Annotated in this window: 11 protein-coding genes and 3 pseudogenes; 7 read left to right on the top strand and 7 right to left on the bottom strand. The window is 67.3% G+C overall.

Annotated features, from left to right (window positions below):
- Positions 1-121: 121 nt before the first annotated feature.
- From ACZ53K_RS41905 to ACZ53K_RS41890, 4 genes and pseudogenes are all read right to left on the bottom strand, one after another.
- Positions 122-549: pseudogene (locus ACZ53K_RS41905) on the bottom strand (IS110 family transposase); the annotation flags it as partial.
- Positions 550-640: 91 nt separating this feature from the next.
- Positions 641-1,277, bottom strand: a pseudogene (locus ACZ53K_RS41900) (ATP-binding protein); the annotation flags it as partial.
- A gap of 602 nt (positions 1,278-1,879) precedes the next feature.
- Entirely contained in the window at positions 1,880-2,059 is a 180-nt protein-coding gene (locus ACZ53K_RS41895) for a hypothetical protein (protein WP_468848178.1), read from the bottom strand.
- Complete coding sequence (locus ACZ53K_RS41890; protein ID WP_468848175.1) at positions 2,059-5,361, bottom strand: RHS repeat-associated core domain-containing protein; 3,303 nt, start codon at positions 5,359-5,361, stop codon at positions 2,059-2,061. Before ACZ53K_RS41890 ends, ACZ53K_RS41895 begins: the two co-directional genes overlap by 1 nt.
- Positions 5,362-6,356: 995 nt before the next feature.
- Here ACZ53K_RS41890 and ACZ53K_RS41885 point away from each other — a divergent pair.
- The 4 genes from ACZ53K_RS41885 to ACZ53K_RS41870 all read left to right on the top strand — a co-directional run bounded on the left by ACZ53K_RS41885 (position 6,357) and on the right by ACZ53K_RS41870 (position 8,860).
- Complete coding sequence (locus ACZ53K_RS41885; RefSeq protein WP_468848172.1) at positions 6,357-7,055, top strand: hypothetical protein; 699 nt, start codon at positions 6,357-6,359, stop codon at positions 7,053-7,055.
- A complete protein-coding gene (locus tag ACZ53K_RS41880; RefSeq protein WP_003979025.1) occupies positions 7,052-7,474 on the top strand; it encodes a MarR family transcriptional regulator in 423 nt (140 codons plus the stop codon). The genes ACZ53K_RS41885 and ACZ53K_RS41880 overlap by 4 nt, the downstream gene beginning before the upstream one ends.
- A 263-nt stretch (positions 7,475-7,737) precedes the next feature.
- Positions 7,738-8,307 carry a YrhB domain-containing protein gene (locus ACZ53K_RS41875; protein WP_468848169.1) on the top strand — a complete coding sequence of 190 codons (570 nt, stop codon included), beginning with the start codon at positions 7,738-7,740 and terminating at the stop codon, positions 8,305-8,307.
- A 319-nt stretch (positions 8,308-8,626) separates the two neighbouring features.
- The gene (locus ACZ53K_RS41870; protein WP_468848166.1) at positions 8,627-8,860 is read left to right on the top strand and encodes a hypothetical protein; all 234 of its coding nucleotides are present in this window, start codon (positions 8,627-8,629) and stop codon (positions 8,858-8,860) included.
- A 372-nt stretch (positions 8,861-9,232) separates the two neighbouring features.
- Here ACZ53K_RS41870 and ACZ53K_RS41865 read toward each other — a convergent pair whose 3' ends face one another.
- Positions 9,233-9,751 carry an HIT family protein gene (locus ACZ53K_RS41865; RefSeq protein WP_468848163.1) on the bottom strand — a complete coding sequence of 173 codons (519 nt, stop codon included), beginning with the start codon at positions 9,749-9,751 and terminating at the stop codon, positions 9,233-9,235.
- 40 nt (positions 9,752-9,791) lie between these two features.
- Positions 9,792-10,688: a LysR family transcriptional regulator gene (locus ACZ53K_RS41860; RefSeq protein WP_468848160.1), complete on the bottom strand. Its 897-nt coding sequence runs from the start codon at positions 10,686-10,688 to the stop codon at positions 9,792-9,794.
- Between the two features lie 185 nt (positions 10,689-10,873).
- On the opposite strand from ACZ53K_RS41860, the pseudogene ACZ53K_RS41855 reads away from it, so the two are divergent.
- Positions 10,874-11,449, top strand: a pseudogene (locus ACZ53K_RS41855) (DUF6817 domain-containing protein); the annotation flags it as partial.
- A gap of 12 nt (positions 11,450-11,461) precedes the next feature.
- Positions 11,462-12,355, top strand: a complete 894-nt coding sequence (locus ACZ53K_RS41850) for a ketopantoate reductase family protein (protein ID WP_468848180.1) — start codon at positions 11,462-11,464, stop codon at positions 12,353-12,355.
- 276 nt (positions 12,356-12,631) lie between these two features.
- Here the strand turns inward: ACZ53K_RS41850 and thrC are convergent, their stop codons facing one another.
- Positions 12,632-13,696, bottom strand: coding sequence for a threonine synthase (thrC, locus tag ACZ53K_RS41845; protein ID WP_468848158.1), 1,065 nt, complete (start codon positions 13,694-13,696; stop codon positions 12,632-12,634).
- A gap of 64 nt (positions 13,697-13,760) precedes the next feature.
- Between thrC and ACZ53K_RS41840 the strand changes: the two genes are divergently transcribed.
- The gene (locus ACZ53K_RS41840) at positions 13,761-14,594 is read left to right on the top strand and encodes a MurR/RpiR family transcriptional regulator (protein ID WP_468848155.1); all 834 of its coding nucleotides are present in this window, start codon (positions 13,761-13,763) and stop codon (positions 14,592-14,594) included.
- The last annotated feature ends 449 nt before the right edge of the window (positions 14,595-15,043 follow it).

Genomic DNA, 15,043 nt, shown 5'->3' with positions numbered 1-15,043 from the left:
CTGCCCCGCAACGACGCGGGCAGCAGCGGCCGGACGAACTCCCACTCGGCATCCGACAGCTCATGTCGACGTATCACCCGCCCATGATCCACCACGCAAGATCATTTGAAGACACCGCCTAGGCGGCGAGATGGCCGGTCGGGGAGGTCCTGCCGTCGCCGACCTCGATCAGGATCCGTGCTCCGGTCCTGACCTCGATGCCGGCATCGAGGTCAGGACCTTGGAAAGAGGGTGGGCCTCCAGCAGTTCCTCGATCCACCCGGCCAGCAGCTTGCGCTGGTCGAGCACGGCCGCCAGAGAGGCGGCCAGGCTCGGGACGATCAGCGCGGCCGCCTCGGCCCCCGGAACGGTCACGGTCTGCTCGTCCAGCGCGGCGAAGATGTCCTCCACCAGACGCTCGGCCGTCCTCGGTGCCTTCGGCCGCAGCAGCGTGACCAGACGCCGACGACCCGCCTTGCGTATCTGGGCCGGTGACCCGAACCGTTCCAGCAGCGTCAGGACGGTCGAGTGCTGCAACCGCGGCCCCAGCACCCGTTCCAGCGACGGGTGGATCTAGGTCCTCGATCTCCGCCCAGCCGTACCGGCCGGAGTGCTTGGCCCGGTACATCGAGACGTCCGCGCCGCGCAGCAAGGCGGGCAGGTCGTGGATGCCGAGGTAGTCGGGGACGGCGGTGCCGACCGACGCGGCGACGGCGAGGGGCCCGGTCTCGGTGGGCACGGGCTGGTGCAGCACGCCCATCAGCTCCGTCAGGCGCTGCTCCATCGCCTCGCCGCCGGCCCGGGCGTCCACACGGGCCGCGACCGCGAACTCATCGCCGCCCAGGCGGCCGACGACTCCGTGCGGTCCGGCCCAACGGGTAAGGCGCGCGCCGGTCGCGGCGAGGACCTTGTCGCCGGCGGCGTGGCCGCGGCTGTCGTTCAGGCCCTTGAAGGCGTCGAGGTCGACCAGGCAGACCAGGGAGTCCTTGTGGTGTCGGGCGATCGTCTTGGTCAGCATCTGCTCGTCCGCCGCCTCGACGAGTTCATTCACCAGTTTCGTGGCCAGTGTGTAGCGGACGCGGTAGCCCTTCATCGCGGCCTCCGTTCCCAGCGCGATCAGCAGATGGGACTTCCCGGTGCCCGAGTCGCCGATCAGACAGAGGGGGCTGCCCCTTCCTGACCCACTCGCAGGTCGCGAGGGTGTTGATCATGGCGGCGTCGACGTTGGGGTTGGCATCGAAGTCGAACACCCGCAGGGACTTCTCGCGCGGGAACGCGGCAGCCTTGGCGTCGGATTCGTGGTCGTCGCCGCTATGCGGGGGGGGTGCCGCGTACCATCCGCGGTCCGCTGTGCACGGCGCCGTGGCCCCAAGGCTCGGAGCTGGGTTGGGATTCGCGCAGCTGCGAGCAGGTCGCGGAAGGCGTCCACGAGGGTCTGGTCGGCGGGGAGAGGGCTCCGAAGTGGTAACAGGCCAGTGGCATCTTGCTAGCCGTTGACGCGCCGGTCGGCTCCCGATACGACTCCGGCGCGGAGCTTGTCGGCCCGCCTGTGGGGCGGACCGACAAGGGCAGGCAGCGCAGCTACGACCGGTCTGCTTTCAGCTTCCTCAGGAACAGAGCAGCGGCTCCCCAGATGAGAGCGATGAGGGCAGACAGGAGCCACCCACCGACGTTGCCGCTGATCCCGAGGAAGATACCCAGCACGACACCGCTGGCGGGACAGAACGGAGCCGAAGGGGAAAAGGCGTTTGACGGGCGCCTGCTGCTCCATGGACATCCCAAGGCGAGGCATGCCACATCCCTCATAATCTGGGCGTAGGCGGCGACCGCGATCGCTGCCGCGATGAACAGGGCAGCGGCCTCCGGTCAGGCTGAGTCCGCCCACGCTGCGGGCGCGAGGTTACCTTCTGAGGCGTCCAGAGACGCCGATCACCGCAGCGACGAACAACAGGGCCCCGCCTTCTACCAGCAGGACGGTGGTGATGCCGATATCGGTCGTGATGCCGATGACGATTCCGAGAGCAATCAGGATGGCTAGGGCTGCGATAAGGATGGCCCTGCGTTGGGTCGCTGGTGACATCAGAAGGCCTTTGAGAGGAAATCGTACGATGCGCCAGCCGCGACAAGCGCTCCACCTGCCTCTGCGATGGTGGGTGCACAGCCGACGATCGTCGTGCAAGCGGGTGCGGTGGCTACCGCCGCGCCTGCGGCTCCGACCGCGACCGCCGCGCTGCCTATGCCTTGGAGGAGATTCGACAAGGAGAAGGTCCCCTCGGTGTCGATGCGGTTGACGGGGTCGCCTTCGGCGTAGAGGTAGGGGTTCTTCTCCTGGCCGGAGGGGTCGGGCTGGGTGAAGCGGCCAACGCTGGGGTCGTAGTAGCGGGCGCCGAGATGGTAGAGGCCGGTGGGGTCCTGGTAGCCGCCGGCGAACCGGTAGGGCTGCGGGACCTGCTCGGTGCTGGAGGCGCGGGCCACGCCCCGGGGACTGTAGCCGTAGCTGTTGACCTTCGCGCCGCTCTCGTCGGCGAGACCGACGACGGAGCCGATCGCGTCGGTGAGGTAGTAGTAGGGCTTGCCCCCACGGTTCATGGAGTTCAGTGTGCCCTGCGGTTCGCGGACGAATCCGGTGTCCGTACCACTGGTGGTCTGCCCGGCCAGGCCGAGCGGGCCGTTGTGGAAGACGGTGTCGCCGAGGCGGGTGCGCTCGCTGTTATCGGTGGAACCGTAAGCGGCGTCGTGGGTGTTGCTGCCGGTGGTGATGGAGGCGAGTTGGGAGAAGTCGGTCCAGCGTTCGTCGGTGCGGGTGGCCTCGGCGTTGGTCTCGTTGCCCGCGTCGTCGTACGTCCAGGGCTTGGGGTGGGCGCTGCGAGCGGTGATCTGAGAGGCGTCGTTGATGGTGAAGGTGGTGCTGGCGGGGCACGTGTGGGCGGCGCCGAGGGAGGTGAGGTTGCCGGCCTGGTCGTAGCAGTACTGCCAGGCGCCGGTGGAGGCGCCGTTCTTGGTCTCGTTGGTATAGGAGGTGCGGCCCGCGCTGTCGTAGGTGTAGGTGGTGTGGGTGCCGTCGGTCTTGTTGGTCAGGGTGCGGATCTTGGTGCCGTCGGTCTTGTTGTCGGTGCCGTAGCGGTAGGTGTAGGTGAGGTCGGTCAGGGTGCCCTTGGGGGAAGTGGCGGTGATGTGTTCGGGGCGGCTGGACTTGTCGGGGGTGACCTTCTGGACGGTGCCGCCGGGGTAGTGCGTCTCTGTGCGGAAGCCGTTGTTGTTGTAGTCGTAGCGGGTGGTTTTACCGGTGGGGTCGGTGAGGGTGTCGAGGCGGTTGGCCTTGTCCCAGGTGTAGACGGTCTTGCCGGCGGGGTCGGTGTATGTCTCGACGTTGCCGGCCGCGTCGTAGGCCAGGACGGTCTGGGACTTGTCCTGCAGGGTGCGGATGGTCTCGCGGTTGAGCGCGTCGAACTGGTAGGTGACGGTGCCGGTGGCGTCGGTGCGCTCGCGCAGGTTGCCGTCGCCGTCGTAGTGGTAGGTGACCTTGGTGGTGGGGCTGGTGACTTCGGTGATGCGGTCGCGGTCGTCGTAGGTGTAGGTGGTCTTGATGCCGCGGCCGTCAGTTGCGGTTCGGGGCCGGCCGAGCGGGTCGTAGGTGTAGGTAGTGGGTTTGATCTGGGCGGGCGGGGTGGCCTTGTCCAGGTTGCCTTTGGCGTCGTAGTGGAAGGTGGTCTTGGTGGTGGCCTTGTTGCGGCCGTCGTTGACGCTGCAGCGCTGGCCTTCGAAGCCACCGCAGGTGGGGGTGGCCTTGTTGTGGGTGAAGTACTGGTGGCCGCCGCCGTTACCGGTCACCGCGATGCTTTCCGGGTTGCCGTTGGTGTCGTACTTGTAGGTGCTCTTCTCGCCGTCCGCTGTGGTCAGCGTGCCCGGCAGGTCGGCGCCGGCAATTGTCTGGTAGCCCGCGAGGGCGGTGGTGGCGCCGGTGGGCAGCTTGAGCGAGGTGGGGTTGTTGCGGGTGTCCCACCCGTAGGTGGTGACATTGCCTGGGGTGGTGCCGCTGCCCATCGCGTCGGTCGCGGTCTGCGTCAGATGGTTCTGGTACGTCTTGGAGCGGGACTTGTCGTACGGGTCGGTGACCTTGGTGACCTCGCCGTCGGCGTTGTGCGTGTACACCGTCTGGCAGCCGCGCGGGTCGGTGACGGTGGTGGTGCCCGCGGCGGTGGCCGAGTCCTTGGCGGAGTAGGTGTACAGGTGGGTCGGGGCGTGCTCGCCATTGCCGCTGTCTTCGAGGAAGCGGCGCATGGAGGTGACGCGGCCCAGGTCGTCGTAGGTGAAGACGGTGGCCCGTGACTCCGCCGTGGTGATCTTTTCCAGGCGGTCGCTGGCGTCGTAACCGAAGGTCGTGCTCTGGTGCTCGGCGTCGGTCGTACGGGCCAGGTGGCCCTTGCCGTCGAGTTCGTAGGCAATCGCGCGGCCGGCGTTGTCGGTGGCCTTCCAGTGCGTCGCGTCCGTCTTGACCAGGTCGATGAAGCGGCCGGAGCGGGTCTCGGTGACCTTGAAGCCGGTGGAGGAGCCGTCGTCGCCCTGGTGGCGTTCGACGGTGATGCTGCCGTGATTGCGGTCGGTGACCTTGGTCAGCGAGCCGTGGGCGTCGTAGGTCTCCTTCGTCCCGGACTTGCGGTCGGTCAGGGTGAACGAGCCGTCCGAATTCTTGACCAGGTCGCGGGAGTAGCCGGCCGGGGTGGTGAAGGTGCCGTCGGCGTTCTTGGTGAAGCGGACGGTGGCGCCGGTGGCGTCGTACCAGATCACCTCGCCGGAGTAGAACGTGTCCAGCCACCGCTCGTACCCCTGCCACCACGGGGTGGACACCATCCCGTACGGGCCGGGCAGCGAGTTGTAGGTCCGCATCAGCTGCAGCTTCTGGCCCACCCCGGCGATGTCGAAGTCGGTGGCGGCCAGCATCAGGTTGCCGGTCGAGTAGTCGATCCGGCCCACCAGCGCGTCAGTGATGCGGAAGTCGTCGATCTGGTGCCAGGGCACCTCGCCCTGCCCTTCCGGCACGAATGAGGACACGTCGGCCGACGGCCGCACCGCGGTCGCCCCGGGGGTGCTGCGGCCGGCAAGACGTTCCTGCTGGCGCCGGCCCCAGGCCCGTTGCTCCTCGGACGGGGCCGCCTGGGCCAGGGAGGTCGGCGGCCGGTTCACACCCGGCTTGACCGCGGGCATGGCCGCCCGCCCGTGATCCCCCCAGGCCGATCCTTCGGCCTGGGGGCGGGACGGTGCTGCCAGCGCCGGCAGCACCCCGGCCGCCAGGACGGCGGCGGTGGCGGCGGCGGTCACGGTCAGCCGGGTCTGTCTGCGGGCACGCCGAAGCGACGTGCCCGCGGCACGTAAGTGCGTCATCTTCCCCCCACGGAAGAAAAGCCGCGGTAGCCCCACTGGCCACCGGGACCGTACAAACTGTCACAGGTTCCTCATAGAAATCGCCTCCTTTCCCCGAACATCCGTGTCAGGCAGCTCAGTTCCAGCCGACTCCCGCACCGGCGCACCCAGGCCGTTTATGCCAACGGCATGGAACATCCAGAGCACAGGTCGCAGGCCCCAGCCGAACGACGGCTGGAACAGCCCCGCGGATGTTCAGCTTCCGTCCCGCAACTCACCGGTTGGCAAGGAGAAGTACGCGGAATGTACAGGCACGTTGAGTGGTCGTTTCGCGCAGCGGACTCCTTTCGTGGTCACGGCTCACCCTTCTGGAACGGAAGGGCCAACTCCGTCACCACAGAACGGACGTCGTGACGGGGGAGAGCCGCTTTGCAACGTGCGGAGGTAGCGAAGCCGTGCGGCCCCCGGGCCGCACGGCGAAACCGGTCACCGGCGCCTGGCACTGCTTCCGTTGCCGGATCGTCACGACCGGTACCACCCGAGACTCCGCTCCGCTGGTGCTGTCCACTGCCGGCACAGTGGCTGCGACTCGCACGCGAAGCGGCCTCAGCCATGTCCGTGCCTCAGCCGCAGTGGTGCACGGACATCAGATAGGAGAGAGAACACGTTTTTGCAGGTCACAGGCCTACGGGTGGGTCCGGTATGTCTCCTCAGGGGAGACATTGGGTGTTCCGGGTGTCCCCTCTGAGGAGACACGGGGAGGCCAGAAGGTCAGAGGTGCCGACCTCCCGAACCTCCAGGAGGTCAGAAATCCTGACTTTCCGGGGTGGGGCCGCCCCCCGGTCGGCGTTCCGGTGGTCTGCCTTCTCGTCGCAAAAGATTTCCGGGCAGAGCAGTGTCACCCTCGGGGTGACACACGACGTGCCAGAGGTCAGAAATCCCGACCTGGAGGTCAGAAGGGCTGACCTTCTGCTACGTTGCTCCATGTCCCGGATCTTGAAATATGGAGAACGTCCGTGTCCGAGCCGCAGAGCCGCCGTCGTGCCTCTCAGCGTGCGCACGCCCCCACCCAGAACGATCCGGACGACCCGCTGCAGGCCTTCGGATCCCGGCTGCGCGCCATCACGGATCTGGACGAGGTAGCCCGCAAATACCCCGACCGCGAGCTGTCCCTCGGCCGCCGGCGCCAGAAGCTGGAGTTCTACTCCAGTCCCGAGCGCCCCAACGCCTTCGCGATGGCCAGCCTGGAGTTCCTGCTCGTCATCGCCCAGTACTACCGCGAAGCGCTGCCCCTGCGGCTGATCCTGCTGCTGATCGCCGGGCAGCGGGCCGGCGGCCAGATCCCCATGACGCAGGACGACATGGCCGCGATCCTGGACGTGCCCCGGCAGAAGGTGAACCCGGCCCTGCAGGAAATCATGCAGCACGGCATCGTGCTCAGACGGCGCCCCGGCGTGTATCAGTTCAACCCGCCCTACTCCTACGTCGCCGCCGAACTGATCCGTGGCGCCGAGGGGCAGACCGAGTATGTTCAGGTGGATCAGCAGGACGCTTTGAAGGAACTGCGGGCAGGGAGCCTGCCGGAACTGGTGCGCTACCCGTCCCTGCAGCACATGCGCGAGGCCATTGACGAGCTGCGGATGGAACGGGCCGCCAAGCGCCGGGCACGGCGCCAGCGGTTCGAGGCCCTGGGGGAGAAGGAGCAGGAACAGTGAGCAAAGGACTGCTGTTCGCGCCGGTCAACGCTGAAGGCGTCGTTGCCGCCCTGGACCTGCCGGGCACGGCCTACCGGGTCCTGGGCATCCTCAGATCACGCAGTGAGGCCGGCGGCCGGGTGGAAATGGGGCAGAACCAGATCGCGGCACTGCTCCGGCTCAGCCGCCCCAGCGTCACCTCCGCACTGCGCGAGCTGATACTCGCCCGGCTGGTCACAAAGCAGCGCAACGGCGTCTACCGGATCAACGCCATGCTCGCCGGCTACGAATCCTTCTCCGACGCCCAGCGCGCCATCGACGAGATGGACATCGCCGACCGCCTGGACGAGCCGACCTTCGTGGCCCGCTACCACCAGGCCGTCGAGGACTACCGCGAAAAACTCGCCCTGGAACGGCGCAAGAAGCTCCGCGTCGCATGATGAGCCGACGCCAGTTCGGACGACAGGCTTCCCACGGTGGCCCCGCCTGGGGCCGGGCCCAGCACTGACGCACCATCGGAGCTCTCCGGCTCCGAGCTGGGTAGGCGGTCGTTGTTGCCCAGGTGCGCAGAGTCGGGGGGGGCGGCTGGGAGGCTGGACCTGGCCGGGCCGTTTGGCATCGAGGCGCACGCCCCGCGCGGCAGGGGAATCGCGCCTGGACGAATTCGATGGTCAAGGCGGGGCCTGTACGGGATGCTGCATGCGTGATTGAGCGAGAAGTTGCAGTTCAGGCCGTCGAAGAGCAGCTGGAGCGCGACTATCAACAGCGGCGGGCTGTGGGGGTGGACACGGTGCGTACGGCCGTCTCCCGTGTCGAGCAGCACGAACTGGTATGGATCGTCTTCTGGCAGTCCGAAGAGTTCATACGCACGCGGAACTCGAGGTCCATGCTGGTCGGCCACGGACCGTATCTGGTCGACCGTGTCGACGGAGGCCTGCACCAGATCGGCATCGTCTCCGCATTGGGCGGAGAGTGGGAGGCCGACTACCGTGCCCGGATACGTGGGCTGCCGATACGCACCGCAGTAGACGATCTGCACGATGCACTGCGCGAAGCCGCCGCGGCCCGCGGCCGTATGTCTGCAGTACGGACCCTGCGCCAGACGCTGCCCGTACTGTCGCCTGCCGAGGCCATCGAGTACGTGAACGCACTGCTGAACGGAGACGCCCCAGCACGCCTTGTGGAAGTCGCCGCCCAGGAGCTCGTGGAGCCTCTCAGCCCGGTTCTCACGGTAAAAACCATCCGCCGCGGTGCGCCCCACCACGCCCAATGATGCGGAGTGCAAGCCGACCGATAGCGCGCTCGCCGCAGTACCCGTCGTCGTTGTACGGGGCGCCGCCTCCCAGGCCGCGTTTCCAATGGAAACGCCGACGCCCTTCCAAGGCCCGCTTCCCACACCGCCCGCTGCCCCTCCGCCCTCTCGCAACGAGCACTGAGCGCTCACCGCACCTGGTCGACAGGCCCCCTTCCGCCGAAGACTGAGCGTACTGGGGCGACCCCGGGCTTGGAGACATGCAATGGCCGTAGGCAGAGCCCGCACAGTGCTCGCTTCCCCTGCCAAGCAGCCCCGCCACCGAAGTACGCTCAGGGCTATGGCGAGCGGAAACAGGCAACGACGCGACGGTTCCCCCAAGCGGGCCCAGCTGACTAGTGGCGACCACGGCGGCCCGAAGGACAAGAAGGGGAAGCGGCCGCGCGTCACGCAACCGGACCGCGAGCACAAGAAGGCCGCCGCCAAGCGGGTCTGGAAAGAGCTGTTCGACCGATTCAGCGAAGTGAAGAAGCGGGAACAGGCCCGGCAGCAGGGCAAGTACGGGACACAGTAGGACCCTGGCATTTCAGAACCGCTCCCCCCAGAGAAACGGCCACGCCCGTCGGGGCAGCGATCGACCTCGGTGAGAGCGCTCAGCCTTCCCCCCGATGGGTCACCACCGCTTCGCCGATGGACGCGCTTCCCCAGGGTGCGAATCGGTCGCCCAGACGTAGCTCGGCGAGCAGCCACGCCTTACACAGTGCAGTGTTGAGGAGACCGAGTCCGGATACGAAAAAAGCTCCGCTTTCGGCGCGCGCGGCCGGAAGCGGAGCTTGGGGATGAACAGTTCTCAGGCCGCCCATGTCACGGGCGCGCCTTCATCAAGGTTGGGGTGGTCGGCGGGGGAAGGGCGCGGAGTTCGTAGCCGCAGCGGCGAAAGAAGCGTTCAACGCGCGACTGCCTCCTGTTCACGGTGGGTGGGGTGGGCCCAGGGCAGGGCAAGGCCGTCACCGGTGGTCCGGGGGATCAGGTGCTGGTGGTGGTGGAAGATCGTCTGTGTGGCGGCCGCGCCTGCGTTGCAGGTCGTGTTGCAGCCACGGCCTCCGTCATCATCCGGGGTGATGCCGAGTTCGTGGGCGAGTTCGGCGGTGCGCTGCATGGTGGTGGCGGAAACGACCGGGTCGGTGGTGAAATCCCGGACATGGCCGCGGGGGATGACAAGGATGTGGCCGGGGGTGCAGCCGCCGCGGTGCGGCACGATCGCCACGGTGTCGGACCATGCGCGCACGATCGTGGCGTCGGCGCCTTCGTGGATGATCGCGCAGAACGGGCAGCCGGGCCGTAGGTGCTTGCGGAGGACCGGCGGCCGGTTTCCCTGCCAAGTCCTTATGTTCAACCTCCCGAAGTCCACGGCGGTGGCAACCTGCAACCCGGCTGACTCGGAGTTGGCCTGCTCGTATTGCATGTGGCACCCGCAGTTCCTGGTGGCGGCCCTGAAGGGTTACTCACGGCTTCTGTGTGCTGCTGAGGCTGACGGTGTCGGCGAAGGTCCTGGCGAGCGGGGTGAGGTCATCCCAGCGGCGTACGGCCCAGCCCACCGACAGCCGTGGCAGGTCGGGGATGGGGATGAAGCGCAGAGGACTGGCTTCGCCGTGGATGTACTGGTTGGGCAGAGCGGGGACGACGGCGTGGCCGAGGCCGAGTTCGGCCAGGAGGATCGCGGTGTCCCAGTCGGCGACGCTGGGTTCGGAACTGATACGGACGCCCAACTCGGCGAAGGCCGCATCGAGGTGGGCGCGGGAGGAGGAATTCTCCGGAAGTCGAATGTGTCGGATGTCCGCAAGATCTGCGGCTTCAATACGGGACCGGTCAGCGAGCGGGTCCTCGGGCCGAACCGCCAAGACCCATGGCAACTCTATGACGGGGCGCTGTTCGATGCCGCGGACCGGAGCACCGAGCGTGAGCCAGGCCAGATCGATGGTGTTGGAGGCCAGGGTGGCGTAACACCTGCTGCTGGAGCTCTCTGTCTGGAACTCCAGGCTCACGTTCGGATAGCGCTCTCGGAACGTCACGACGGCCTCGGCCATGATGTGCCGCACTGTCGTCGCGCCGGTCGCCACCCGCACAGAGCCGACTTCACCGCGCACGAGTTCGTCGATACGGCGCAAGGCAAGGTCGAGGCCGGCGATGCCGTCCGATGCCGCCGCATGCAGAATGCGTCCCGCCGGAGTGGGAACGACACCGCGGGGATGACGCTCCAGGAGGCGGGCGCCCGTCTCCCGTTCCAGCCGCTTCACGTGCTGGCTCACGGCGGACTGCGTGCATGCGAGGTCTCGGGCCACAGCGCTCAGGCTCCCGGTCCTGCACACCGCTACATACACACGAAGGTCATCAAGGGTCACGCACCCAAGTTATCTCTTAGGTCAGACATAGAAAACCATAGGATTGACTGGGGTTCAGATGTTCCTCGATGATCATCACAGGGCCCAGGGCGGCAACCCGTCCCCGCTCCCCGCACCAGTCCGGACCGAAGGCGGAGAGCGGGGACGGGTGTCGACCCGCCGAACAACGAGAGGAGCCCGATCCCATGTCCGTACCTCCCGAAGCAGCCACCCAGGCCGCCGCCATGCTCAGTGAGCTGGGCGCTGAGACGCTCGACCACCCTGGTGGCACCCTCCTCGCCCACCTGCGACGCGTACAGGAACAGCTCACCCGGTGGGGCGCCCGCCCTGCTCTGCAACTCGCGGGCCTGTGCCATGCCTTCTACGGCACGGACGAGTTCGCCACGACTCTCCTGCCACCCGATCGCCGTGCGGAACTGGCGGCGGTGATCGGTGCCGAGGCCGAGGCGCTCGTGTACTTCTACGCCAGCTGTGACCGAAGAGCCTCTTATCCCACGCTCGCGGATCCCGAGGCTGTGTTCCGCGACCGGTTCACCGGCCAGACCTTCACACCCGACCTTGCGATGCGACGGGACTTCGCCGAGCTGTCAGCTGCGAACGAACTCGACATCGCCCGTGTCGACCCGGCCTTCCGTCAGACCTGTGGCGCCGACTTGCTCACTTTGTTCACCCGCATTCAAACGCTCCTGAGTCGTCCCGCATGGAAGGACTGCCGCACGGTGCTCTCCCCATGCTCCGGACTCTCGGGAGGAGCCTCACCAGAACCGTGGACTGTGGCGGTACTTGGGCCGGGAGGCGTCGGCGGCCTCCTGGCCGCCGTGCTCTCCCGCGCCGGACACCGGGTGATCTGCGTGGGCGGCGGAGTAACGACGCAGATCTTGCGCCAGGACGGCATCCGGGTGCGCAGTGGGCAGTTCGGCGACTTCTCCGTGAGCGTCGAAGCGGCCACCGAGCTACGGGAGCCGGTTGATCTGTGCCTGATCACTGTCAAGCACACAGCCCTTAACGCGGCGCTTGAGCGGATTCCGCCCAGTACCCTTGGCGCCGCCCTGGTTGTGCCGCTGCTCAACGGCATCGAGCATCCCGACTCGCTGCGGGCTCGTTACGGCGCGCAGTCGGTCGCTCCGGGCGTGATCCGAGTGGAGTCGACTCGCACCGCGCCCGGCGTCATCGAGCACGGCAGCCCGTTCACGCAGATTGACCTGGCCGGTACCCACGAACGCCTCAACCAGTTGGCCGCGATGCTCCAGGACGCGGGGGTGGACACGCGCGTGGTCCAGGATGAGACTGCCGCCCTCTGGGCGAAGCTGGCCTTCCTCGCCCCCTTCGCCCTGCTCACCACCAGATACCTCCTCCCCATCGGGGACGTACGGACCGAGCGACGCGAGGAACTGATGGCCCTTGTCGAGGAAGCTGCCGCAGTGAGTAGGGCCTGCGGCGCTCCGGCCGACCCGGCGAAGGCCCTGGCGCTGTACGACTCGTTCCCGAGCGGCAGTAAGTCGTCCATGCAACGCGACGCGGAGGCCAGCCGCCCGCTTGAACTCGACGCAATCGGCGGGGCGTTGCAACGGGCAGCCAAGCGGCATGGCATTCTCGTGCCAGTCACCACACGGCTGATGGCCGAACTGACGGCCGTGCCGAGAGCCGGCATTGCTCACCCCGTCTGACGTCGGCCCGGTGCCGGTTACCCCTTACTCCGCGGTGAGCGGAGCCATGGAAGCTCGTGCTTGCGCCTGCGGCTTCCGCCCTGTCAAGTGGTCCTTCTGGCGATGTCCGTAGCCACTTGCAGGGATGCCCGAAGTCCACTGCACGGCTTCTTCGATGGCGGCAGTCCACTCCTGATCAGGTACAGGACAAGTGAGGTGAGCGGGCGGTTGGGGTGTCTGGTTCTTGACGGCAGTCGACCTCAATGCCCCCTGAGCGATCAGCTGGCAATGGGTGTCTCAAGTGGTCAGGTGCAGGGCGCGGGCCACGTCGACGGTAAAGGTCGAGGTCTGGGTCGAGGTGTAGCCATCGCGCATGGATGCGTCGAGGTCTTTGAGCCCGTTGCCGCTGAGGGTGACCACGATCTTCTGCCCCGGGGCGAGATTGCCTCTGCGCTGTTGGTCGAGGATGCCGGCGATACCGGCGGCTGAGGCGGGCTCGGCGAACACGCCGTCGTGGCGAGCGACCATGCGGTAAGCGTCAAAGATCTGTTCGTCGGTCACCGTGCTGATCAATCCGTGGGATTCGTCGCGGGCGCTGACGGCGCCGTCCCAGGTCGCCGGGTTGCCGACGCGTATGGCGCTTGCGGCGGTATCGGGCACGGCGACGGGCGCGCCGTGGACGAGTGGTGCCGCGCCCGCAGCCTGGAAACCCCATATCTGCGGGAGCCCTTTGGCGAGGCCAGCGGCGGCGTAGGTCTGATAACCGCTCCAGGTGGCAGTGATGTTTCCGCCGTTGCCCACCGGCAGGCAGTGGATGTCCGGCGCATCGCCCAGGGCATCGACGACCTCGTAGGCGACTGTCTGCTGCCCCGCCAACCGCCACTGGTTGTTGACCGAGTTGACCAGCGCGACGGGGTGGTGCGTTGCCAGGTCGCGGGCAATCCGCAGGCAGTCGTCGAAGGTTCCGGCGACCTCGATGATCTTCGCTCCGTATCGCACGACCTGGGCCAGCTTGCCGAGCGCGATCGCTCCCTTGGGAACCAGTACGGCGCACGCGATCCCGGCGCGGGCCGCGTAGGCGGCCGCTGAGGCGCTGGTGTTGCCGGTCGAGGCGCAGATGACAACCTCGGCACCCTTCTCGGCCGCGACGCTCACGGCCACGGTCATCCCGCGATCCTTGAACGACCCGGTGGGGTTGGCGCCCTCGACCTTCAGCCAGATGTCGCAGTCTGTCAGCGAGGACAGGTGATCCGAGTGGAGCAATGGGGTGTCGCCCTCGTGAAGGGAAACCGCAGGAGTGCTGTCGGTGACCGGCAGCCAGTGCCGGTAGCCGCTGTTGATGAGACCGCGCCAGGTATTCATGACCGGACCATAACATTCGTTTCGTTATGCACGGCAAGCTCGAAACCATGTAACATTCGTCAACATGACGTCTGAACCCGTGGTGACCCGTCTCGGCGAGGTCTATCCCGAGCTGCCACCTGGTGAGCGTGCGGTCGTCCGTGTACTTCTGGACGACTATCCGTTCGCGGCACTCGGCTCGCTCCGGACGCTCGCAGACCGTGCTGGGGTCAGCCCGCCGACCGCCTCGCGCCTGGTCGGCCGCCTGGGCTTCGGCGGCTTCGCCGAGTTCCAGGACGCCGTGCGGGCCACAGCCCGAGAACAGGACCGCTCCCGGCTCCACGAGTTCGTCACTCGGCAACCCGATACCCATCGAGCGGCAGAGGACCTGCGGTCCGGCATGGAAGGCACCCTCGCCGCGGTGACCGAGCCCCTGCTCGCGACGACCGCTGCCCGCCTGGCCGAGGCCGACGGCGTATGGGCTCTCGGTGGCCCCTTGAGCGAACTTGCCGCGGAGTATCTGATCCGCCAGCTCGCAGGCCTGCGACCCGGCACACACCGCGTCCCCGAATCCCCGCCCGCACGCGCGCGCACCCTGCTCGACATGGGCTCGTCCGATGTGGTCGTCGCCTACGACTTTCGTCGCTACTCCGCCGACACTGCACGCTACGTCCACGCAGCCCGATCCCGCGGTGCCCGCCTGATCCTGGTCACCGACGCCTGGGAATCACCCCTGGCAGACCAAGCCGAAGTGCTGATCCGCCTCCCGCGCGAGGCCGCAGGACCAATCGCACCCCTCACTCACGAAATCGCCATCACCGAGCTCATCCTCGTCGCCACCGCCTCCCACCTCGCCCCTGCCGCCCGCCTTGCCGACCTGGATGCACTTACCCACGATCTGATGCCACCTGCACCATGAACCCCGAGCTGATCCCGAAGGACTGAGCTACCGTCCGGAAACGCAGCAGAGGAGCTGCTGTTTCATAGGTGGCCGCTCATGAAACACCCGGCCGGGCGGTCGTCCACCTGCGGCGATCATGTTTCATGAGTTGTTGCAAGAAACTCCGCTCCGATGCGGATGGAGGGGTGATCGGTCATGGCCTCCCCAGTCGCCGGGCTGACGATGTGAATGCAGCGGACGATCATGCAGATAGCCTACGCAGGCACCAGGGCTGGTCTCGACCCGTCGGTTACAAGTGCACGAATGCCCCCTGTGAGCCCTAACGATGAGGCGGATGGATCCGACCAGGAAGACTCCCGCCCCACAGGCAGGACCCATGGCCATTACCTGAGTGCCAGTGTCCGCCGCCGGCAGGCGGGCGCGCGAGAAGTGAGGCGGGCGGCCTGTCCGGTTCTCGCCCGGCGGAT

The sequence above is a fragment of the Streptomyces sp. NPDC033221 genome (assembly GCF_055577005.1).
Note: the sequence above shows the minus strand (reverse complement) of the source record. Positions and strands in the feature narration are given on the sequence as shown.

What these genes read in the sequence shown, in the direction of transcription:
- ACZ53K_RS41895 (WP_468848178.1), bottom strand. Translation starts at nt 2,059, where the DNA reads ATGTCACCAGCGACCCAACGCAGGGCCATCCTTATCGCAGCCCTAGCC.
- ACZ53K_RS41890 (WP_468848175.1), bottom strand. Translation starts at nt 5,361, where the DNA reads ATGACGCACTTACGTGCCGCGGGCACGTCGCTTCGGCGTGCCCGCAGA.
- ACZ53K_RS41870 (WP_468848166.1), top strand. Translation starts at nt 8,627, where the DNA reads ATGGCGAGCGGAAACAGGCAACGACGCGACGGTTCCCCCAAGCGGGCC.
- ACZ53K_RS41865 (WP_468848163.1), bottom strand. Translation starts at nt 9,751, where the DNA reads ATGCAATACGAGCAGGCCAACTCCGAGTCAGCCGGGTTGCAGGTTGCC.
- thrC (WP_468848158.1), bottom strand. Translation starts at nt 13,696, where the DNA reads ATGAATACCTGGCGCGGTCTCATCAACAGCGGCTACCGGCACTGGCTG.
- ACZ53K_RS41840 (WP_468848155.1), top strand. Translation starts at nt 13,761, where the DNA reads ATGACGTCTGAACCCGTGGTGACCCGTCTCGGCGAGGTCTATCCCGAG.